Genomic DNA, 14,612 nt, shown 5'->3' on the forward strand with positions numbered 1-14,612 from the left:
TCACTGGCCTTCTCGCATTGCGTCGCCCCCTCGGCAACGCCGGTTTCGTTCCCGTTCCGTTCGGGATGCACATATGGGACGAAACAAGAACGAAAGCAACCGGGAGACCCCCCGGAATGAGCACGAATCCGCCCCGAATCCGGCCCCGTTCCGCTTGTCCCGCATGGAGGTTAAGAGGACGTTGCCGACGGCGCGGGGAGGGCGGGAATGCTGGTGTTCTGGAAGGCGCGGATCGTGCTCCTCGCGGTCCCCAAGACCGGCACCACCGCGCTGGAGGCGGCCCTCGCCCCCCATGCGGACGTCGCCATCCTCAACCCGCCGGGCCTCAAGCACTGCACCGTGCCGAAATGGCGGCGCGAGTGCAGCGCCTTCTTCGAGCAGAAGGGCCGCCGCCCCCTCGCGCTCGTGGCCTGCGCCCGCGAGCCGGTGGACTGGCTCGGCTCGTGGTGGCGCTACCGCGCCCGACCCGACATCGACGGCACGCCCAACTCCACCGCCGGGATCCCCTTCGACCGCTTCGTGGAGGACTGGCTCCGCGACGACCCCCCGCCCCACGCGCGCGTCGGACGGCAGGCCAAGTTCCTCGAGGGCGGCGTCGACCACCTGTTCCGCTACGAGGCGATGGACCGGCTCGTGGCGTTCCTGTCCGACCGGCTCGACCGCCCGATCGACCTCGAGCGGCGCAACGTGTCGCCCGGGGGGCAGGTCGACCTTTCGCCCGCGATCCGCGCCCGCCTCGAGGCCGAGCGCGCGGAGGAGTTCGAGACCTGGGCGGCCGCGTCCTAGCTCAGCCCTCCAGCACCCGCGCGACCGTCGCCGTCAGCTCCGCCAAGGAGAAGGGCTTGGGCAGGAAGGTCGAGTTCGGCACCGGCGCCGCGTCGTCCGACAGCGCGTCCTGCGAGTAGCCCGAAACGAAGACGGTCCGCATGTCGGGCCGGTCGCGCAGCGCGCGCCGCACCCACGTGGGGCCGTCCATCCCCGGCATCATCACGTCCGTCACGATCAGGTCCACCTTCGCCGCCCCGTCCGCGAGATGCGCCAAGGCCGCCTCCGCGTCCGGCGCCTCGACCACGGCGTAGCCCTGCATCCGCAGCGCCCGCGACGCGAAGGCGCGCACCGGCGCCTCGTCCTCGACGAGCAGGACCACCGGCCCCTCCTCCGCCGCTCGCCGGGCCGTCGGCATCGGCGTGGGCGGCACCGTGCGCGTCCCGTCCTCCTCCGGCGGGACGGGGACGGGGTCCGCCCCGGAGGCGAGCGCGGGCAGGAAGATGCGGAACACCGTCCCCTGCCCCACCTCGCTGTCGGCGAAGATGTAGCCGCCCGACTGCTTGACGATCCCGTAGGCCATCGAGAGGCCCAGACCCGTGCCCTCGCCGGGCCGCTTCGTGGTGAAGAACGGCTCGAAGATGCGCGACAGGCGGTCGGGCGGGATGCCGCTCCCCTCGTCGGCCACCGAGATCACGACGTAGTCCCCCTGCGGCACGGTCGCCCGGTCCCGCGCCAGCGGCGCGTCCAGCCGGTGCAGGGCCGTCTCGATCCGGACGTCGCCGCCGCCCGGCATCGCGTCCCGCGCGTTGACGACGAGGTTCACCACCACCTGCTCCAGCTGCCGCCGGTCCCCCCGGATCGGGCGCAGCCCCTCCCCGTGGGCCAAGGTCAGCCGGACGTTGTCCCCCACGAGACGGTCGAGCAGATGCGTCAGGTCCGCGAGCGTATCCTCGAGGTCCACGTCCGTCAGCTCCAAGGTCTGCTTGCGCGAGAACGCGAGCAGCTGCCCCACCAGCGCCGCCGCCCGGCCCGCGTTGCGGTGGATCTCCATCAGGTCGTCGTGGGACGGGTCGTCCGCCCCGTGGCGCATCAGTAGCAGGTCGCAGTTCCCCGAGATCGCGGTCAGCAGGTTGTTGAAGTCGTGGGCCACGCCGCCGGCAAGCTGCCCGATCGCCTGCATCTTCTGCGACTGGACGAACTGCGCCTCCATCGTCTTGAGCTCGGTCGCGTCGGACAGCACGGCGACGAGGCCCGCCTCCGCCCCGTCGTGGCCCAAGGCCCGCGCCAAGGTGATCTGGAGGTAGAGGTCGGGCACGCTGTCCGTGACCCGCACCGTCTCGGCCTTGTGCTCGCTCCGTCCGGCGGCGGCCTCCTCGACCCACGCCCGCACCGGCCGCCCCAGGCCCTCGACCATCCCCGACAGCGTCGCGCCGCTCTCGCGGACGCGCGGCAGCAGCAGCTTCGCCATCCGGTTGGACCCGGTCACGTGGCCCCGCGCGTCGAGGCGCAGCACCGCGATCGGCAGCGCGTCGAGCACCTCGCCCTCCTCCGAGCCGGCCTCGTCCGCCGGGAGCAGGAACACCTGCCGCCGCCCGTCGGAGTCCGGCGAAAGGATCAGGCGCATCCCCTCCGTGCGGTCGCCCAAGCGCACCTCGTGGACCGCGCCGGACCGGGTCGGGGCCGGGCCCGGCACCACCTCCGACAGCCGCTTGGGGCGGCGTCCGAGCATGTCGCGCAGCGTCGCGTTCATCCACAGGATCGTGCCGCCGTCGCTGACGGTCATCGACGGCAGCGCGCCGCCCCCGCCCGAGGCGGCCCGCGGCTCGAGCCGGTCGATCCGCCACAGCGTGCCGTCCGGCACGCGCGTCGCCGTCACGCGCAGGTTGCCGCGCCGCGTCTCCACGTCCTCGCGGGCCTCCAGCCCCGCGTCGAGGCACACGCGCAGCCGGTGCGCGACCCCGTGCGGATCCTCCACCGCCTGCCCCAGCGCATCGGCCAGCGCGCCGCCCCGGCGCGCCCCGAGCCGCTCCCGCGCCGCGGGGTTGGCCCCCGACACGGTGCCGTCCGCATCCGACACCAAGGCCGGATGCGCGTCGTGGGCGAGGTAGGACAGAAGCCGCTCCAGCCGGGCCGCCGCGCGCCGCCGCAGCGCCCACGCGACGAGCGTCGGCAGCAGGCCCGCCGCGGCGAGGGCCGCGGCCGTCATCCACGCGCCGCGCGTCACCTCCGGGGGGCCGAGCGTCCCGCCGGCGGCCGCGAGGCATCCCGCCGCGAGGAGCGCGCCGGTCCACGCCGCCGGGCCCGAAGGCAGGCGCGGCGCGCTGGGCTTGGCCCCACCCGCGAGGGGGGCGGCATCGGATCGGGTCGGCATGGGCGGACCTTGGGCAAGGGAATCGTCGTATAGCGCCGACAGGTTAACGAACCGTATGGTTAACGGCCTGTTAACCTCCACGCGCCCGCGGCGACCCGCGGTCGCGGCGCAACACCGCGAGGAAGAACCCGTCCGCGCGCCCTTCGGCCGCGAGGGGGCCCGTCGCGAACCGCTCCACCTCCTCGACGTCCCCGCGGCCCACGACCACCTCGTCCACGACCGCGCCGTTCTCCGCCTCGAACAGCGAGCAGGTCATGTAGGCCGTGACGCCGCCCGGCTCCGTCAGGTCGATCGCCCGTTCGAGCAGCTCTTTCTGCACTGCAGCATAGTCGTAGAGGTCTGATTCCCCGAGATTCCACCGCCCCCCCGGCGCGCGGCGCCACGCGCCCGACCCCGAGCAGGGGACGTCGGCCACCACCATGTCGAACCGCTCCGCGCCGCCGATCTCCGCGCGGGACCGCACCGCCGCCCCGGCCCGCGCCGCACGCGGGGCCAGCGGCGCCAGCCGCCCGGGATCGCGGTCATGCGCCGTGATGGCGAGGTCCGGCGCCCGCGACGCCAGGGCGAGCGACTTGCCGCCGCCCCCCGCGCAGAGGTCGAGCATCGTGGACACGCCCGCCAAGGGCAGCCGCTCCACCAGCATCTGGCTCCCGAGATCCTGCGGCTCGAACCACCCGTCCGCGAAGGCCCCCGTCCGGTCGAGCCCCCGCGGCGCCCCCCGCACCTCCACGGCCGCATCCGCGATCGGCGCCGCGTCGTAGCCCTCCGCCCGCAGCCGCGCCGCCAGCTCCTCGCCCGAGGCCTTCGGACGGTTCGCCCGCAGGTGGACCGGCGCCCGGTGGCGCAGGGCTTGGGCCAGCGCGTCCGCCCGTGGCCCGTGATCGGCGCAGAGCCGTTCCCACGCCCAGTCCGGCAGGTCGGCCCGCACGCCCGGCGGCATCGGCCCCGGCATCGGCGCCTCGTCGTCGCGCGGGGGCGGCGGCGCGTGCCCCCCGCCGTCCATCACGACCGACGGATCCTCCCCCCGCCCCCGCAGGAGCCCGACAACCACGCGCCGCGCGTCCATCCCCGCGACAGGCACGTCCCCCTGCCCGCCGAGCCACGCCGCGCTCCGCAGCCGCCGCTGCGCGTCGAACACGAGATCCCGCACCGCCGCCCGGTCCTTCGACCCCGCGTAGCGCGCGCCCCGCGCCCAGCGGGTCAGCTCGCGCTCGGCGGGCGCGCCGCGCAGCACGGCGCCGAGGATGTCGATGGCCGCCGCGACCCGCGCGCCGGGGGTCATCTAGGCGCCCCGGTAGTTGGGCGCCTCGCGGGTGATCTGGACGTCGTGGACGTGGCTCTCCTTGAGGCCCGCCCCGCTGATCCGCACGAAGGCGCAGCGCGTCCGCATCTCGTCGACGGTCGCGCAGCCGGTGTAGCCCATCGCCGCGCGCAGGCCGCCCACGAGCTGGTGGATCACCGCGCCGGCCGAGCCCTTGTAGGGCACCTGCCCCTCGATCCCCTCGGGCACGAGCTTGTCGGTCGCCGCGTCCTTCTGGAAGTAGCGGTCGGCCGATCCGCGCGCCATCGCGCCCATCGAGCCCATCCCGCGGTAGGACTTGAACGAGCGGCCTTGGTAGAGGATCACCTCGCCCGGGCTCTCGTCGGTCCCCGCGATCATGGAGCCCACCATCGCGCAGGACGCCCCCGCCGCGATGGCCTTGGCGAAGTCGCCCGAGAACTTGATGCCGCCATCCGCGATCACGGGGACGTCCCCCGCAGCCGACGCACTGTCGGCGATGGCCGTGAGCTGCGGCACGCCCACCCCGGCCACGATGCGGGTGGTGCAGATCGAGCCTGGGCCGATGCCCACCTTCACCGCGTCCGCGCCCGCGCCGATCAGGGCGCGCGTCCCCTCGGCGGTGGCGACGTTGCCCGCGACCACCTGCACATCGTTGGAGAGGCCCTTCACCCGCTCGACCGCGCGGCCCACCCCCTCGGAATGGCCGTGCGCCGTGTCGATCACGATCAGGTCGCAGCCCGCGTCGATCAGCGCCTCGGACCGCTCGAAGCCCGCATCGCCCACGGTGGTCGCCGCCGCCACGCGCAGCCGCCCGAGCTCGTCCTTGCAGGCGTGCGGGTTCAGCACCGCCTGCTCGAGGTCCTTGATCGTCAGCAGGCCGGTCAGCTTGCCGTCCGCGTTCACGACGAGCAGCTTCTCGATCCGGCGCGCGTGCATCAGCGAGCGCGCCTCGGCGGTGTCCACCGGCTCGCGCAGGATGGCGAGGTCGTCGGAGGTCATCATCGCGTGGACCGGCGTCGCGTCGTCCGTCGCGAAGCGCATGTCGCGGTTCGTCACGATGCCCACGATGCGCCGGTCCGCGTCGACGACGGGGAAGCCGGTCACGCGGTAGCGCTCCTGCAGGGCCTTGGCGTCGGCGAGGGTCTGGTCCGCGCGGAGCGTCACGGGGTTGTAGACGATCCCGCTCTCGAACCGCTTCACGCGGCGGACCTCCTGCGCCTGCTGCGCGACGTCGAGGTTGCGGTGGATCACGCCCATGCCGCCCGCCTGCGCCATCGCGATGGCCATGCGGCTCTCGGTCACCGTGTCCATCGCCGAGGACAGCAGCGGGATGTTCAGCGCGATGCGCTGGGTCACGCGCGTCCGCGTGTCCGCCGTGCCGGGCAGCACGGCGCTCTCGGCGGGGACGAGCAGCACGTCGTCGAAGGTGAGGGCCTCGCGAATCTCCATGGGGCGCATCCTTGGGAGGGGATCGGTTGGCGACCCCCTGTCTCATGGATGCCGGGAGGGGGGAAGGCCTGCGGCGCGGATCAGAAGGCAAAGTCGAAGCAGTCGGCGGCGGGACGGGCGGGCGCCGCGGGCCGGGCGGCGAAGCCGGTCGCCGTCGGCACCGGGGCGTGCGCCATCAGGGGCGAGGCGAGGAGCGTGCGGATGGCGGCGGCGTCGGCGGGGATGTGCTGGATCGGGGTCATCGTGGGCTCCTGTTCGATGGAGCCACGATGGAGGGGGGCGGTGGCGCGCCGCTGCCGGGCGGGCGTCCGTTCCGTGCCGGGAGTGGGCCCAACTCTTCGGAAGGGGACGCTCCGCCCCGCCGCCCGCGCGGGATCGACGCGCCTCCGTCGCGGACGTGCCGGGATCGCGGCGGGCTCCGGTCAAACGGGGCGCCGGTGCGGCGAACCCACCGCATCGGCGCAACGCCGGGGTCGCGTCAGCGGCGCTGCCGCGCCCGCAGGGCCGCGACCACCTCGGGCGTGACGAAGGCGGAGACGTCGCCGCCGAGCCGCGCGATCTCCTTCACGAGCTTCGATGCGATGGCCTGATGCTGGGCCTCGGCCATCAGGAAGACCGTCTCGATGGTGTCGTCCATCGCGCGGTTCATGCCGACCATCTGATACTCGTACTCGAAGTCCGCGACCGCGCGCAGGCCGCGCACGATGATCTGGGCGCCCACGTCGCGCGCGCAGTCGATGAGCAGGTTCTCGAACGGGTGGATGACGATCTCGCAGCCCGCCTCGTCGGCCCACTGCGCCGCCTCGGCCTCGACCATCGCCACCCGCTCCTCCAGCGAGAAGAGCGGTCCCTTTTCGCGGTTGATCGCCACCCCGATCACGAGGCGGTCCACGAGGCGGCAGGCCCGCTTGATGATGTCGGCATGGCCCTTCGTGATCGGATCGAAGGTGCCGGGGTACAGGCCCGTGCGCATGGCCGCCCTCCTCGGTCGTGCAGAGATTGGGTCGCATGCGCGCGCGCGTGGGGCAAGCCGCGCGGCCCGCCGGGGCCGGACATGCGGGGCGTTTAGTCTAGCTCGACGGCCTAGGCGCCACGGCCGCGGAAGCCCGTGGCCACGACGAACTTCTCGGAGGAGTCCGACCGGCTGCTGTCGGGCTTCACGTTCGCGACCTTGTCGAAGCCGCGCTTGAGGCGGGCCTGCAGCTCGCCCTCGGCCCCGCCTTGAAGCACCTTGGCGACGAAGGTGCCGCCCTCGGCCAGCACGTCGAAGGCGAGCTCCGCCGCCGTCTCGCCCAAGGCCACGATGCGGAGATGGTCGGTCGCCTTGTGGCCCGAGGACGCGGCGGCCATGTCGGACATCACGACGTCGGCCTCGCCGCCGAGCTCCGCCTTGATGAAGGCGTCCGCACCGTCGGACATGAAGTCGAGCTGGTGTATCTCGGCGCCCGGCACCGGCTCCACCTCCTGCAGGTCGACGCCGATGATGCGGCCCATGGGCTTGTTCGCCCGCTCGCCGAGCGCGTTGATGCGGGGCACGGCGACCTGGAGCCATCCGCCCGGCGCGCAGCCGAGGTCCACGACCCGCGCCCCCGGCTTGAGGAAGCCGAAGCGGTCGTCGAGGTCCATGATCTTGAACGCGGCGCGGCCGCGGTAGCCCTCGGCGCGGGCGCGGGCCACGTAGGGGTCGTTGAGTTGGCGCTCCAGCCAGCGCGTCGAGGAGAGCTTGCGGCCCCGCGCGGACTTCACGCGGACCTTCAGGTCGCGCTGGCCGCGTCCGGAGGTGCCTTTCTTAGGGGGCTTGGCCATGCGGCTCCCTCGGGAGGGGATGGCGCACCCATCAGGATTCGAACCTGAGACCTCTGCCTTCGGAGGGCAGCGCTCTATCCAGCTGAGCTATGGGTGCCTCTGGGGGGCGTATGGACCCGCGCGGGGCGGCGCGCAAGTCACGCGCTGCGCTTGGCCTCGACGGCGGCGAGGGTGGCGTGGGCCGCGCGCAGGCCGGGCGCCTCGCCGCCGCGCCCGAGGGCCTCCATGCAGGCGTCCATCGCCGCGAGCTGCCGCTCCCGCTCGGAGGGCACGACGAGGAGGCGGTTCAGGGCCTCGCCGATGGGGCCGGGCCTGCAGGCGGGGCCGAGGAACTCGGGGACGGTGTTGCGTCCCGTCACGAGGTTGACGAGCGTGGCGGTGTCGACCTTCACCATGCGCGAGACGATCTGCCACGTGAGCCACGACATGTCGTAGGCGATGACCATCGGCACGCCGTTGGCCGCCAGCTCGAGGCTCACCGTGCCGGAGGCCGCGAGCGCCGCGTCGGCGGCGGCGAAGGCGTGGCGCTTGGCGCGGTCGCCGGACACCACGAGGGGGCGGCCCTTCCAACCCCGGGTGGCGGCGCGGACGGCGTCCTCGACGGGGGCGACGGTGGGGACCACGATCCGCACGTCGTCCGGCAGGCGCTCCAGCGCGGCGCCGAAGACGGGGGCGAGGCGCGCGACCTCGCCGCGGCGGGAGCCGGGGAGGACGAGGACCGTGCGCCCCTCGATGCCCGCCTCCTGCCGCCACGCCAGCGCGCCGTCGCGCGTGGAGAGCGGCATGGTGGCGACGGGGTGGCCGACGAAGGTCGAGGCGACGCCCGCCCGCTCCATGTAGGGTGGCTCGAACGGGAGGAGCGCGAGGACGTGGTCGACGGTCCGGGCCATGCGCTCGGCCCGCTCGGGGCGCCACGCCCAGACCGAGGGCGCGACGTAGTGGACGCGGGTCGTCGCGGGCGCGCGCGCAGCCGCGCGGGCGGCGACGCGGAGGCCGAAATCGGGGCTGTCGATCGTGACGAGGACGTCCGGCTCGGTCGCGACGACGTGCTCGACGACCCGGTCGCGCAGGCGGAAGAGTTCGGGCAGTCGCGGGAGCACCTCGGTCAGGCCCATCACCGACAGCCGCTCCATGGGGAAGAGGCTCGGCATGCCGGCCTCGGCCATCGCGGCCCCCCCGACGCCGGACAGGTCGAGGTCCGGGGAAAGCCTGCGGAGCCCGTCGATCAGCGCTGCCCCGAGGCGGTCGCCCGACGGCTCGCCCGCCACGAGGACGGCCTTCACGGATCCACGGCGATCAGGAAGATCCCGCCCTCGCGCGCGAGGGAGGCGCAGGTCTCCGGGTCGAGGACGAGCACGCCGCCACGCTGCACGGCGACGCCGTTGAGCCCGGCACGCCGCGCCGCGCGCAGGGTGTCGGGACCGATCACCGGCATGTCGACGCGGATGTCCTGCCCGGCCTTGGGCGCCTTCCAGAAGACGCCACCCTCGGGGCGCGGGAAGTCCGGCAGCTCGACGGCGGGCGCGGCGCTGCCGGAGAGCCAGTCCACCATCCCGCCGAGGACCCCGGAGCGCGCCGGCGCCTCGGGGGCCGGGCGGACCGGCGACGGGACGGGGCGGCCTGCCTGGGGGCTGCGGGCGGGGACCGTGCGACCCACGGGGGCGCTCGGCGTGGGCGGGGCGGGAACCGGCGGGGCGGGGGCGACCCCTGCCCCCGACCTGCGCGCGAGCGACGCCAAGAGGAAGTCCGTCCCAGGCAGGGCCTCGACGCCCAGCACCTGGCCACCCGCCACGACGCAGGACTGCCCGAGGTCGACCGAGGCCATCGCCGCGTGGACGGCGCGGGCGCGTTCGAGATCGGCGCGGTCGGCCTCGGACGGGGCGCCGACCTCGGGCACCTCGGCCAAGGCGGGCGCGACGTCGGCGACGCCGAGGACGCGGAAGCCCGCCCCCTCGAATGCGGCGACGACCTCGCGGAGCAACCCGTCGTCCCCGAGGCGCATCGCCTCGGACAGGCGGTCCACGAGGGGGGCCGAGGCGTCGTCCACCATGCGGCGGTCGATGGCGGGGCGCGCGACCCGGCCCGCGAAGACGACCTCGGTGATCCCGTCCGCGCGCATCCGGTCCAGCAGGTCCGCGATCCGCTCGAGGCGGAACGGGCGCGACTGGCCGACCTGCTTCGGCGGATGCCCCTCCATGTGGTAGGCGCCCCACGCGCGCCCCCCGCGCCCGAGGGCCGACGCTACGAGGCCGGGCAGCGCGCCCTCCCCGGCGACGAGGGCGACGCGTCCCTCGGACGCGCTCACTGCGGCACCAGGAAGTGGCGGTCGCTTGCCCCGGTCACGAAGCGGACGAGGTCGCGGACGTGGTCGCTGTCGTACTCGTCCTCCAGCCGCCGCGCGCGCTCGGCGAAGGTGCCCTCGCCCTGGCGGAGCATCTGAAGCGCGCCGCGCAGGGCTTGGATCTCCGAGCGGGCGACGCCGCGCCGCTTGAGGCCGACGAGGTTCAGCCCGTCGAGCTGCGCGCGCGGTCCCTGCACGAGCCCGTGCGGCAGCACGTCGGCGGTAACCATCGAGAGCGCGCCGATGATGGCGCCCCGGCCGATGCGGACGAACTGGTGCACGCCGGACAGGCCGCCGACGATGACGTCGTCCTCGACGATGACGTGGCCCGCGATCGCCACGTTGTTCACGAGGATCACGCGGTCGCCGATTCGGGCGTCGTGGGCCACGTGGCAGCCCGCCATGAAGAGCCCGTCGTCGCCGACCCGCGTCTCGCCGCCCCCGCCCTCGGTGCCGGGGTTCATGGTGACGTGCTCGCGGATGCGGTTGCGCGCGCCGATGCGCAGCGTGGTCCGCTCGCCGCCGAACTTCTTGTCCTGCGGGATCTCCCCGATGCAGGCGAACGAGAAGATCGTCGTGCCGTCGCCGATCCGCGTGTCGCCAGCGACCACCACGTGGGAGCGCAGCGTGACGCCCTCGCACAGCACGACCTCCGGGCCGATGACGCAGAACGGGCCGACCGTGCAGCCGGGGCCGATCCGGGCGCCCGCCTCGACGACCGCAGAAGGGTGGACCGTGGCGGAGGGGTCGATCATGCCGAGGCCTTGGGCATGTCCATCATGGCGGTGAAGTCGGCCTCGCAGGCGACCTCGTCCCCGACGCGGGCGACGCCGTGGAACTTCCAGACCTTGCCGCCGGGCTTGCCGCGCGTGACCTCGACGTCGAGCCAGAGCACGTCGCCGGGGACGACCTTGCGGCGGAACTTCACGCCCTCCATCCCCATGAAGTAGACGAGGAAGTCCTTGTCGGCGAGGTCGTTGCTGACCCCCACCATGACGGCCGCCGCCTGCGCCATCGCCTCGACGATGGTCACGCCGGGCATGATCGGGGCGCCGGGGAAGTGGCCTTGGAAGTGCGGCTCGTTGAAGGTGACGTTCTTGATCCCGCGCGCCGAGGCGTTCGGCTCGATGTCGACGACGCGGTCGACCAGCAGGAACGGATAGCGGTGCGGGATGATCCGCTGGATCAGGTCGATGTCGGCCTCGCGCGGCGTGTCTCGGGTCATCGGCGGGCCCTCCTGTCGGTTGGCCGCGCCTACCAAGGCGGGGGCGGTGCGGCAAGCGCGGGGCTAGTCGGCGGCGGGCGCCCCGCCCGGCGCGGGGGCCGCGTCCTCCGCCGGCGGGTCGGTCGCGATGCCCTCCCCTTCCCCCAAGGCGGCGTCGACGCGCTCGATGGCCTCGGGGGTGATGTCGACCTGATCGGCGGCGGCTATGACGATGCGGCGGTCGAGGATCACCAGCGCCCCGCTCTCGCGCGCGAGTTCGGACAGAACGGGCGTCGCCAGCTCGAAGAACCGCGCCTGCGCCCGCTCGTTGGCGGAGGTGATGCCGCGCTCCTTGGCGTCCTGCGTGCGGCGGATTTCCTCGACCCGTGCGTCGAAGTCGCGCGCGAGGGTCTGGAACGCGTCCGTGTCCGTCTCGGCGCGGGCGTCCGTCAGCGCCTGCTCCTCCGCCTCGAGGTCGGCCTCGATGCGGCGGTTCTCGGCGGCCAAGGCGCGGAGGGCCGCGTCGACGTCCGCGCGGACCCGTTGCCCGAAGAGCGACCCCGCGTAGAGCGCCTCGCGGTCGAGCACGACCACGGCCATCTGCGGCAGGCTCAGGCCGGCGGCGTCGGTGGGCGGGGCCTGCGCGGGAGCGGGCCCCGCGGCGGCCGCCAACGCCGCCGCCAGGACGGCGGCGCGGCGGGTCACGTCAGAACCTCGTCTCGATGGTCAGGTCGAAGTTCTGCTCGATGTCAAAGTCGCGCTTGTTGACGGCGCGGCTGAAGTTGAAGCGCAGCGGCCCGATCTGGGTGTCCCAGAGCAGCGAGACGCCGACGGCCGAGTTTAGGAAGAACTCGTCGTCCACGGTGCCCGACGCGCCCGCCGTGTCGTCCAGCCCCCAGACCGACCCCGCGTCGGCGAAGACCGCGCCCGAGATGCCGTACTCGTCGGGGAACAGGCCGATGGGGAACTGCGCCTCCGCGCGGACCGCGAAGAAGTAGTTGCCGCCGAGCGCGTCGTCGTCCTCGGCCCCGTCGTCGCGCGGACCGATGCCGCGGGACTGGAAGCCGCGGATGACCCGCTGGCTGTTGAAGAAGCGGTTCGTCGCGCGCGAGTTCTCGTCGTCGAGCTGCGTGAGCGCGCCGCCCTCGACGCCGAGGCGGAGGGTCACCTCCTCGTTGCGGAAGGTCCGCTGGCCCACCGCCGAGGCGGTCGTGCGGATGAAGTTGGTGTCGCCGCCGACGCCCGCGAACTCCTGCCCGAACGACAGCGCCACGCCGCGCGTCGGGTCGAGCCCGTCGCCGATGGTGTTGAAGCTGTACTCGTAGCCGATGGCCGAGGTCACGACGCCGGGGCCCGCGTCCGCCTCGAGGATCGGGGAGATGGAGCCCGGATCGTTCGCCGTCAGCTTGTCGTCGGCGTAGCTGTAGAACACGCCGAGGCGGCTGAACTCGCCGACGGGGAAGTCGAGGCCGAAGCGCAGCGCGCCCGTGCGGGTGTCGAACGTCGCGTTGTCGTTGTCCGTCTCGCTGTAGGAGATGCCGAACGACAGCCCGAGGTCGCGGTCGAGGAAGGCGGGCTCGCGGAACGAGAGCGCCGTGGTGCCCGACTGCGAGCCGGTGTTCACCGACAGGTTCACCGTCTGGCCGCGCCCGAGGAAGTTGGTTTCGGCGAAGGACGCCGCGACGCCCACGCCGCCCTCGACCGAGTAGTTGAGGCCGAAGCCCAGCGAGCCGGTCGGCTGCTCCTCGACGTCGACGTCGACGACGATCTGCTCGGGCCCGGACCCCTCGCGCGCGGTCACCTCGGCCTGCGAGAAGTAGCCGAGGGCGCGGATGCGCTCGGCGGCGGCGCGGATCTCGCGCGGGTTGAACGGGTCGCCCTCGACCACGTCGAACTGCCGCCGGATCACGCGGTCGAGCGTCGTCGCGTTGCCCTCGATGTCGATGCGCTCGACGAACAGGCGCTCGCCGCGCTCGACCACGAAGTCGATGTCGAGCGTCAGGTCGCGGTCGTTGCGCGTCACCCGCGGCACCACGCGGACGAACTGCCGCCCCTCGCGGGTCGCGAGGAGCTCCAGCCGGTCGATGGTCCGCTCGACGGCGCCGGGCGAGTAGACCTGCCCCGGCCGGATGCGGACCTGGTCCTGATAGGCGGCGACGTCGATCTCGGGGAGGTCGGACACCACGGTCAGGTTGCCAAGGCGGAACTGCTGCCCTTCCTGCACCTGGAACGTCAGGAAGTAGGCGTCGCGCGACTGGCTCAGCTCCGGGGTCACCGACAGGATCTCGAAGTCCACGTAGCCCCGGCTGAGGTAGAAGTCGCGCAGCAGCTGCCGGTCGAGGTCGATGCGGTCGCCGATGAAGGTGTCCGACCCGATCAGCGCCCGGAAGAAGCCCGCCTGCGACGTCTCGAGGACGCGGCGGAGGCGGCGGTCGGAGAACGCGCGGTTGCCGGTGAAGGACAGGCGCTCGACCTCGACGGTGCGGCCCTCGGCCACCTCGAACACGAGGTCGACGCGGTTCTCGGACCGCTCGATGATCTTGGGCGTCACGGTCGCGGCGAGGCGACCGGCGGCCGCGTAGGCGTCGGTCAGCGCGGCCGCGTCGCGGCGGGCCTGCTCGGGGGAGTAGACGCGGCGCGCTTGGCTTCCGACGAGGGAGAGCAGGGCGTCGTCGTCGATGCGCCGGTTCCCCTCGACGGCGATGCGGTTGATGGTCGGGAACTCCTCGACGATCACCACGAGGGTGCCGCCCTGCGGCACGATCTCGACGCGCTCGAACAGGCCGGAGGCCTGGAGGCGCTGGAAGCCGTCGTTGAGGGCGGCGGCCGAGACCGGGGCGCCGGGTGCTACGCCGAGCTGCGCGAGGACGGTCGCGTCCTCGATCCGGCGGTTGCCTTGGATGTCGAAGTTGGTGAAGCGGAAGGTCTGCGCCTCGGCCATGCCCGCGATGGCGGTCGCGGCGACGAGCGAGAGCCCCCCGAGCCGTGCCTTGCTCCAGATGCCGGACGCCGAAATGCGCGTCCGGTCAGCCCCCCCCGAGGCCGCCCGTCGTCTGTCCATGTCCCATCCGCCCCAAAACCGGAGTCATTGGGAGAGGTCGTATCCGGGGGGTCGGGGGTTGTCTAGGCGCGCGCCCGCGGACGCGGGGGCCGCGCCGGGCCGATCAGATCGACTGCAGCCACGCCGCGCCGAGGAGCGCCATCAGGATGGTCAGCACCGTGATCATCCGGTCCATATTAAGCCCGAGGAAGAGGGACAGGCCGCGATAGCCGTTCTGGACGTGATACATGGGTCGGACCTCGAAATGGGGCATCGGTTGCTCGGCCATCGAGATGCCGCCGGATTCGGGCGAGTCTGGGGCGTGCGAGGGGCGATCGTGCGGACCGTCGC

Annotated in this window: 14 protein-coding genes and 1 tRNA gene; 1 reads left to right on the forward strand and 14 read right to left on the reverse strand. The window is 73.5% G+C overall.

The features are described from left to right. Nucleotides 1–207: 207 nt before the first annotated feature. Entirely contained in the window at nt 208–786 is a 579-nt protein-coding gene (locus tag JQC91_RS10020; RefSeq protein WP_203286687.1) for a gamma-glutamyl kinase, read from the forward strand. 1 nt (nt 787) lies between these two features. Here the strand turns inward: JQC91_RS10020 and JQC91_RS10025 are convergent, their stop codons facing one another. The 14 genes from JQC91_RS10025 to JQC91_RS10090 all read right to left on the reverse strand — a co-directional run bounded on the left by JQC91_RS10025 (nt 788) and on the right by JQC91_RS10090 (nt 14,535). Beyond that, nucleotides 788–3,139: an ATP-binding protein gene (locus JQC91_RS10025; RefSeq protein ID WP_203286688.1), complete on the reverse strand. Its 2,352-nt coding sequence runs from the start codon at nt 3,137–3,139 to the stop codon at nt 788–790. 70 nt (nt 3,140–3,209) lie between these two features. Continuing rightward, nucleotides 3,210–4,421: an RsmB/NOP family class I SAM-dependent RNA methyltransferase gene (locus JQC91_RS10030; RefSeq protein ID WP_203286689.1), complete on the reverse strand. Its 1,212-nt coding sequence runs from the start codon at nt 4,419–4,421 to the stop codon at nt 3,210–3,212. Then, complete coding sequence (gene guaB / locus JQC91_RS10035; RefSeq protein WP_203286690.1) at nt 4,422–5,870, reverse strand: IMP dehydrogenase; 1,449 nt, start codon at nt 5,868–5,870, stop codon at nt 4,422–4,424. It abuts the gene before it with no gap. Between the two features lie 80 nt (nt 5,871–5,950). Beyond that, the gene (locus JQC91_RS10040; protein WP_203286691.1) at nt 5,951–6,112 is read right to left on the reverse strand and encodes a hypothetical protein; all 162 of its coding nucleotides are present in this window, start codon (nt 6,110–6,112) and stop codon (nt 5,951–5,953) included. Between the two features lie 236 nt (nt 6,113–6,348). After that, nucleotides 6,349–6,843: a pantetheine-phosphate adenylyltransferase gene (coaD, locus tag JQC91_RS10045; RefSeq protein ID WP_203286692.1), complete on the reverse strand. Its 495-nt coding sequence runs from the start codon at nt 6,841–6,843 to the stop codon at nt 6,349–6,351. Between the two features lie 110 nt (nt 6,844–6,953). Then, on the reverse strand, nt 6,954–7,676 hold the full coding sequence (locus JQC91_RS10050) for an RlmE family RNA methyltransferase (protein WP_203286693.1): 723 nt from the start codon (nt 7,674–7,676) through the stop codon (nt 6,954–6,956). A 20-nt stretch (nt 7,677–7,696) separates the two neighbouring features. Further along, nucleotides 7,697–7,773, reverse strand: a tRNA-Arg gene (locus JQC91_RS10055). A gap of 40 nt (nt 7,774–7,813) precedes the next feature. Beyond that, nucleotides 7,814–8,959 carry a lipid-A-disaccharide synthase gene (lpxB, locus tag JQC91_RS10060; protein ID WP_203286694.1) on the reverse strand — a complete coding sequence of 382 codons (1,146 nt, stop codon included), beginning with the start codon at nt 8,957–8,959 and terminating at the stop codon, nt 7,814–7,816. Then, complete coding sequence (gene lpxI, locus JQC91_RS18260) at nt 8,956–9,981, reverse strand: UDP-2,3-diacylglucosamine diphosphatase LpxI (protein WP_203286695.1); 1,026 nt, start codon at nt 9,979–9,981, stop codon at nt 8,956–8,958. The genes lpxB and lpxI overlap by 4 nt, the downstream gene beginning before the upstream one ends. Then, entirely contained in the window at nt 9,978–10,772 is a 795-nt protein-coding gene (lpxA, locus tag JQC91_RS10070; RefSeq protein ID WP_203286696.1) for an acyl-ACP--UDP-N-acetylglucosamine O-acyltransferase, read from the reverse strand. Before lpxA ends, lpxI begins: the two co-directional genes overlap by 4 nt. After that, entirely contained in the window at nt 10,769–11,242 is a 474-nt protein-coding gene (fabZ, locus tag JQC91_RS10075; protein ID WP_203286697.1) for a 3-hydroxyacyl-ACP dehydratase FabZ, read from the reverse strand. The genes lpxA and fabZ overlap by 4 nt, the downstream gene beginning before the upstream one ends. 63 nt (nt 11,243–11,305) lie before the next feature. Then, nucleotides 11,306–11,926, reverse strand: a complete 621-nt coding sequence (locus JQC91_RS10080) for an OmpH family outer membrane protein (RefSeq protein WP_203286698.1) — start codon at nt 11,924–11,926, stop codon at nt 11,306–11,308. Nucleotide 11,927: 1 nt separating this feature from the next. Further along, nucleotides 11,928–14,282, reverse strand: a complete 2,355-nt coding sequence (gene bamA, locus JQC91_RS10085) for an outer membrane protein assembly factor BamA (RefSeq protein WP_203286699.1) — start codon at nt 14,280–14,282, stop codon at nt 11,928–11,930. A gap of 103 nt (nt 14,283–14,385) precedes the next feature. Then, a complete protein-coding gene (locus JQC91_RS10090) occupies nt 14,386–14,535 on the reverse strand; it encodes a hypothetical protein (RefSeq protein ID WP_203287615.1) in 150 nt (49 codons plus the stop codon). Between the last annotated feature and the right edge of the window lie 77 nt (nt 14,536–14,612).

The sequence above is a fragment of the Jannaschia sp. Os4 genome (assembly GCF_016820245.1).
Taxonomy (GTDB): Bacteria; Pseudomonadota; Alphaproteobacteria; order Rhodobacterales; family Rhodobacteraceae; genus Jannaschia.